6 protein-coding genes are annotated in these 6,571 nt (G+C 66.2%); 4 read left to right on the top strand and 2 right to left on the bottom strand.

The window, feature by feature from the left end; all coding sequences use genetic code 11:
* Positions 1 to 140 precede the first annotated feature (140 nt).
* From H5T65_08470 to H5T65_08460, 3 genes are all read left to right on the top strand, one after another.
* The gene (locus H5T65_08470; protein MBC7259270.1) at positions 141 to 797 is read left to right on the top strand and encodes a DNA alkylation repair protein; all 657 of its coding nucleotides are present in this window, start codon (positions 141 to 143) and stop codon (positions 795 to 797) included.
* A 139-nt stretch (positions 798 to 936) separates the two neighbouring features.
* Positions 937 to 1,578 (top strand): glycerol-3-phosphate acyltransferase, encoded by a 642-nt coding sequence (locus H5T65_08465; protein ID MBC7259269.1) that lies wholly within the window; start codon positions 937 to 939, stop codon positions 1,576 to 1,578.
* A gap of 11 nt (positions 1,579 to 1,589) precedes the next feature.
* Complete coding sequence (locus tag H5T65_08460; protein MBC7259268.1) at positions 1,590 to 2,738, top strand: glycosyltransferase; 1,149 nt, start codon at positions 1,590 to 1,592, stop codon at positions 2,736 to 2,738.
* Here the strand turns inward: H5T65_08460 and mvaD are convergent.
* A complete protein-coding gene (mvaD, locus tag H5T65_08455; GenBank protein ID MBC7259267.1) occupies positions 2,725 to 3,702 on the bottom strand; it encodes a diphosphomevalonate decarboxylase in 978 nt (325 codons plus the stop codon). The genes H5T65_08460 and mvaD overlap by 14 nt on opposite strands.
* Before the next feature lie 354 nt (positions 3,703 to 4,056).
* Entirely contained in the window at positions 4,057 to 5,109 is a 1,053-nt protein-coding gene (locus H5T65_08450; GenBank protein ID MBC7259266.1) for a LacI family DNA-binding transcriptional regulator, read from the bottom strand.
* Positions 5,110 to 5,293: 184 nt separating this feature from the next.
* Between H5T65_08450 and H5T65_08445 the strand changes: the two genes are divergently transcribed.
* A complete protein-coding gene (locus H5T65_08445; GenBank protein ID MBC7259265.1) occupies positions 5,294 to 6,475 on the top strand; it encodes a tyrosine--tRNA ligase in 1,182 nt (393 codons plus the stop codon).
* Positions 6,476 to 6,571 lie beyond the last annotated feature (96 nt).

Here is a 6,571-nt window from a genome sequence, read left to right as displayed (position 1 = left end):
GCGCCGCATCTTGGCCCGGTCCGCCGACCGCGCCCCTGGCGGTCCGGACGACCGCAAGGGGCAGTGGTTTCTGTTCCGCGAGATGGAACCGTGAGAGGGGCGCAGCGGGTAACCCGTTTGCAGTCCCCAAGGAGGCCAGTATGGCATCTGTCCAGGACGTGCTCCGCATGCTCCAGTCCCATGCGCACCCCGACAACGTGGAGGGCATGGCCCGCTTCGGCATGACGCCCGACGCCCGCCTGGGCGTGTCGGTCCCCGACATGCGGCGCATCGCCAAGTCCATCGGCAGGGATCACGCGCTCGCCCTGGCCCTGTGGGAAACGGGCATCCCCGAGGCCCGCATCCTCGCGTCCATGGTGGACGACCCCGCCCAACTGACCGACAGCCAGATGGAAGCCTGGGTCGCCGATTTCAACTCGTGGGACGTGTGCGACCAGGTATGCATGAACCTGTTTGACAAAAGCCCCTTGGCCTGGCAGAAGGTGGGCGAGTGGGCGCAACGCGACGAGGAGTTCGTGCGTCGAGCCGCGTTTGCCCTCATCGCCTGCCTGGCCTGGCACGACAAGGCGGCCCCCGACGAGGCGTTCATCCGCTTGTTCCCCGTCATCAAGGCGGGCGCGACCGACGGCCGCAACTTCGTCAAGAAAGCGGCCTCATGGGCTTTGCGGCAGGTGGGCAAGCGCAACGCCAACCTGCGCCGCGCCGCCCTGGACACCGCCCGCGAGATCGGCCAGATGGACGCCAAACCCGCGCGCTGGATCGCCGCCGATGTGATCCGCGAGTTGGAGAAAACCTAGACGCGAATCCCCGCAGCAGCCTGGCGGGTTGCGCGGGGCCAGCGCGATCTCACCCAGGCGCAACTTGCCCTATTCCGCGGTGTTGCTATAGTGAAAGCCTCAGCCGCCAGGCCTAACTCATCAGCGGAGGGACGGAATCATGTGGACGGATCTCCTGGTCATCGCCGCGGGCTATCTCCTCGGCTCCATCCCGTTCGCCTACCTGGTTACGCGCGCCCTCACCGGCAAGGACATTCGCTACGAAGGCGAGGGGAACGTAGGGTCGCGCAACGTGATGTACGTCGTGGGGCGCGGGCCTGGGTTCCTGGTGCTGTTCCTGGATGCGGCCAAGGGTGCGGCAGCCTATTGGGTTGCGCGGCGCTTCGGCTCCAGCGACATGGCGCTCTACCTGACGGGGTTCGCTGTCATGTTCGGGCATGGGTTCCCCGTGTGGCTTGGATGGCGCGGGGGCAAGGGCCTGGCAGCCGCGGCGGGTTTCCTCTTGCAGATGTGGCCCTACTCGGTGCTGGGCGCGGGGGCCGTGTTCCTGGTGGCCCGCTTCTTCATCCCCGACTTCAACCTGGCGTTCACCGTGGCGGGGGTCGCGCTCCCCATCCTCACATTCCTGGAAGGCAACAATCTCCAAGGGTTGCTGTTCATCGTGCTGTTCCTGGGCATCGCCGGCTTGAAGAAGGTCATAGACCTGCCCCACGAGCGAGCCATCCGCGCCAAGAGCGGGTGGATTGAGGGGCTGGATCATGTGCGCGAGCAGCGTGATCAGCACGCACGACGCGGAGGATAGGAGGCCCGGCCATGTTCCTGTGGTATCAGGCGTTCGCCAGCGTCGCCATGCTCTACATCCTGTTGACCACGCTATACAACCTGCGCTACATGCCGCGCCTGCCTGGAGATGACCCGCCGCCCGAACCCGCACCGCTGGTCTCGGTGCTGGTGCCGGCGCGGAACGAGGAGCGGAACATCGGCGCGTGCCTGGCATCCCTCGCGGCCCAGGACTACCCCAATCTGGAGATCCTGGTGCTGGACGACGATTCGTCCGACGCGACGGCGGCCATCGTGGAGGCGATGGCGCGAAGGGACGGGCGCATCCGGCTGCTGCACGGCCAGCCCCTGCGCCCCGGCTGGCACGGCAAGGCGTGGGCCTGCCACCAGTTGGCCCAGGCCGCGCGCGGCCAGTGGCTCCTGTTCGCCGACGCCGACACCCGCCATCGGCCCGACTCAGTCTCGTCGGCGCTGGCGCTGGTGCGCGGGCGCGACCTGGACCTCCTCAGCCTGATTCCCGACATGGGCCTCAAGGGGTTCTGGGAGCGGGTGATGATGTCGGTGATTCCCCTGGTGTTCGTGGGGTGCGTGCCGCACTTCGTGTTCACCCGGACGCGCCAGCCCGTCCTGGCGGGGGCCATCGGGCCGTTCATGCTGTTCCGCCGCGAGACCTACGAGCGTTTCGGCGGCCACGAAGCGGTGCGCAGCGACATCGTGGAAGACGTGTTCATCGCGCGGTGGGTCAAGCGCGTGGGCGGGCGCATCGCCCTGGCCGACGGCGTGGACACCCTGCGCGTGGATTTCTACAACGGTTTCCGCGAGACGTGGAACGGGCTGAGCAAGAGCGCCTTCGCCGCTTTTGACTACTCGCTGGTGGGGATGCTGGCCGCCATCGCCGCCTTCGTGGCGCTGTTCCTGTGGCCCTACGCGCTGGTGTACCAGGCATGGCGCAGCGGCCTGACCGACCTGGCACACTTCTCGCTCCCCCTCACGCAGATCATCCTCGCGTGGGTGGCCATGTGGTTCATAGACGGGCGGTTCGCCATTCCTCGGCGCTACGCCATGCTGGTGGGGCTAACCGTCATCATGGCGGCGCTGTTCTGCCTCAACTCCATCGCGTCGTCGCTGTTCGGCGCGGGCACGGTGTGGAAAGGGCGCGCGTACCAGTTCAGGCACCGCTAGGGATGACGCGCGGGGCCGGCCCAGGCCCGCAGGGGATGACCTGCCGCACAAACGGCAGCGCGTGGAGCCTCTCGGCGACGTGCGCAACCGCCTGCGGCAGGGTCAGGACATGTACATTCGGGCCGGCGTCTATGGTGAAGTAGCACGGCAGCCCCTCCGACCGCCACCGCCACACTTGGCGGATGAGTTCCACCGTGGCGGGCAGCCAGTAAAGCAGGGGCGGCGCCGAGGTGAGCATAATCGCGTGCATGGACAGGGCGTCGGCTTCGGCCAGGACGCCCAGCGCATGGAAGTCGCGCTCCAGGATGGCGCGCCGGACGGCGGGCAACGTCCCTTCCACCTGGCGTAGCCGCGCCGCAAACAGCGGGCTGGACGCGGCCCGCTCGTGCCCCTTCGCCGAGGGCACCGCCTTCGGCTCGGCGCTGACGATAGCCACCAGATCGCGCACATCCCAATGCTCCGGCGGCGCGACCTGCACGGCATACGAGTCCTCGTCGCAGGTGCCCGCCAACCACTCGGCCCACCCGCCGATGATGGAGCGACAGGCCGACCCCGACCCAAACCGCGCCAATCGGCTCAATTCCCACTCCGACAGGCGCAGGCCCAGCGCGGCAGCCGCGGCGACCGTGAGGGCCGCAAACCCCGACGCCGACGAGGCGATGCCCGACCCTTCGGGGAACGTGTTGGCGGTCTCCACCCGCGCGCGCAGGTTGACCCCGGCCAGCGCACGCAGGCGGTCCAGGTGCGCCGAGACGCGGGCCAGCGCCGTGCCGCCCACCTCGCGCCCGTTGAGGACGAGCGCGTCGGCCTCGTAGGCAGGGGCAAACTCCGCGGTTGTCGTCGTTCGGGCCGCGTCCAGCGTCAGCGAGATGCTGCCGTTGGCGGGCAGGTTCAGCGCCAAATCCCGTGCGCCCCAGTATTTGATGATGGCGATGTTGGAGCCTGCGGTGGCGGTGGCCTTCATGGCATTCCCCTGCGCCTCACAGAGCGTAGGGCAGGTTCCCATACCTACCCCTGCCCCGGCGGCTACGAAAAACCGCCCTACGAACTCGGATTCACCGCGGAGCGCGCCGAGACCACAGAGGTTTACCCTGAAATCTCGGCGCTCTCACCGGTCTCTGCGGTGAGAATCTCGTAAGAGCGTAGGGCAGGTTCCCATACCTGCCCCTGCCCCGGCGGCTATGGAAAGCCGCCCTACGAACTACATTTATTCCACATTCGCGTGGATTCGTGCCATTCGCGGATAGCGGTTAGCCTCCGGCGGCTATGGAAAGCCGCCCTACCGACTACATTTGTTCCGTATTCGTGTGGATTCGTGTTATTCGCGGATAGCGGTTGGCCTCTGCGCCCCGCAGGTCCGCCGCACCACCAGATACACCGGCAGGATTTTGCGCACCGGCTCGGTCAGGTTGCCGTTGACGGCTTCTAGCAGCAGCGTCGTCGCCTCGCGCGACAATTGGCCCAGGTCGCCGTGGATGGTGGACAGGCCAATCAGCCGGTGCGACGCGATGGCAATGTCGTCAAACCCCACCACGGCCAGGTCTTCGGGCACGCGAAGGCCCAGCGACGTGGCCGCATCAATCACGCTCAGCGCCATCACGTCGTTGGCCGCAAACACCGCCGTCGGGCGATTCTTCATCCGCAGCAGCAGGTCAGCGGCCGTCCGGGCCACTTCGGGGTGATAGTCGCCCCAGCCGATGAGTTCCGGATCCGGCTCAATCCCGTACTCGCCCAGCGCCCGACGATAGCCCTGCTCCCGCTCAATGCTCGTGGATGCCCCGCGCGTCCCCCGAATGAAGGCGATCCGCTGATGGCCCAGGTCCAGCAGATGCCGCGTCGCCAGATAGCCGCCGCCCTCGTTATCCACGCCGACGAAACTCACCGAGTACTGCTCCGGGTGGCGGTTGAACAGCACCACCTTGATGCCCGCCGACGTCAGCATCTCGGCGGCCTGGCTGTCCATGCGGCTGCTGGCGATAATCACCCCATCCACACGCTGTTCAATGAGCAGGTGCACGTAGCGCTGCTCCTCATCCGGATCACGCCCCGTGTTGCACAGCATGACCATGAAGCCGGCCTGCCGCGCCAGGCTCGCCACCCCTTCCACCATTTCGGGATACGCGGGGTTGGTGATGTCGGCCAGCACCAGACCGATGAGGCGACGGCTACGGGTTACCATGCCCCGCGCCAGGGCACTGGGGTGGTAGTCCAACGCGCGAATCGCATCCAGCACCCGCTGGCGGGTTGTGGGCTTCACCACGGGGCGATTGTTCACCACGTTGGACACGGTCTTGGGGGAAACCCCCGCGAGGCGCGCCACGTCTTTGATGGTTACCGGCCGCCCCTGCGCCAAAATGTCATCTTTGGACACGCTCTCCTCCCGACGTTTCAATGCAAAGGATGATTCCGACCATACGTATTATACCGCACATGGGAACAGGCTACAAGGACGGATGATCACCTCTTGCCCAAACCCGCCTCCGTCGCTATAATGAAGCCATCGGGCCGGCGCACTGTCGCCCTGCCGAACCCAACCCTGGCGAGGAGATGGAACCATGCGCGACAATCTGGAATGGGTCCTCACACGCGGCGTCGCAGAAATCATCGTCAAGGAGGAACTGCTGCAGAAACTGCGCTCGGGCAGGCCGCTGCGTCTGAAGCAAGGGTTTGACCCCAGCAAGCCCGACCTGCACATCGGCCACGCCGTGGGCCTGCGCAAACTCCGCCAACTCCAGGACCTAGGGCATCAGGTCATCCTCATCGTCGGCGACTGGACGGCCCAAATCGGCGACCCTTCGGGCCGCGACGAGTCGCGCACCATGCTCACCCCCGAAGAGGTCAAGGCCAACGCCCAGACCTACATGGATCAGTTCTTCAAAATCGTGGATCGTAACCGCACCGAGGTGCGCTGGCAGAGCGAGTGGTTCGGCAAGTTCACCCTGGCCGACGTGTTCAACCTGACCAGCCGCTTCACGTTGGCCCAGATGATGGCCCACGAGACGTTCCGCAAGCGCTGGGAAAGCGGGTCGCCGCTGACGCTCATGGAACTCATGTACCCGCTTCTCCAGGCCTACGATTCCATCGCCATTGAGGCCGACGTGGAATTCGGGGGCACCGACCAGAAGTTCAACATCCTGGCCGGGCGCGAACTCCAGGCCATGCTCGGCCAGCGGCCCCAGGATGTGTTCCTGGTGCCCCTACTGCCCGGCACCGACGGGCGCAAGATGAGCAAGACCTTCGGCAACACCGTGGACCTGAACATGCCGCCCGATCAGATGTACGGCAAACTCATGTCCATCTCCGACGACATGCTGATGGACTACCTGACGCTGGTTACGGACATCCCGGACGAGGAACTGGAGCAGATTGCCACCGACCTGCGCGCGGGGACGGTCAACCCGCGCGACGTGAAGATGCGCCTGGCCCGCGAGGTGGTGGGCTACATCCACTCGCCGGAGGCCGCCGCCCGCGCCGAGGAGGAATTCGTGCGCGTGTTCCAGCGCCGCGAACTGCCGACGGAGATGCCGGAGTTCGCCGTGCCCGCGGGCGGGCTGAACATCGTGGATTTGATGGTGCAGGCCGGAGTAGCCGGCAGCAAGAGCGAGGCGCGGCGGCTCATCCAGCAGGGCGGTGTGCGGCTGGACGATGCCACAGTGGACAGCGTGGCCCGCCTGGTGGAGCCGCGCGAGGCCATTCTCCAGGTGGGCAAGCGCCGCTTCGTCCGGCTGAAGGGGTAGAGCGGGAGGCTCACACAAAGACACGGAGGCGCAAGAAATTTTCTCTGTGTCTTTGTGTCTTCGTGTGAGAATCAATCCGCACACAAAGACACCAAG

Source organism: Chloroflexota bacterium, assembly GCA_014360805.1.
GTDB lineage: Bacteria > Chloroflexota > Anaerolineae > DTLA01 > DTLA01 > DTLA01.
Note: the sequence above shows the minus strand (reverse complement) of the source record. Positions and strands in the feature narration are given on the sequence as shown.

Coding starts and splice junctions, on each gene's coding strand:
- mvaD (MBC7259267.1), bottom strand. CDS start 3,702: ATGAAGGCCACCGCCACCGCAGGCTCCAACATCGCCATCATCAAATAC.
- H5T65_08445 (MBC7259265.1), top strand. CDS start 5,294: ATGCGCGACAATCTGGAATGGGTCCTCACACGCGGCGTCGCAGAAATC.
- H5T65_08465 (MBC7259269.1), top strand. CDS start 937: ATGTGGACGGATCTCCTGGTCATCGCCGCGGGCTATCTCCTCGGCTCC.
- H5T65_08470 (MBC7259270.1), top strand. CDS start 141: ATGGCATCTGTCCAGGACGTGCTCCGCATGCTCCAGTCCCATGCGCAC.
- H5T65_08460 (MBC7259268.1), top strand. CDS start 1,590: ATGTTCCTGTGGTATCAGGCGTTCGCCAGCGTCGCCATGCTCTACATC.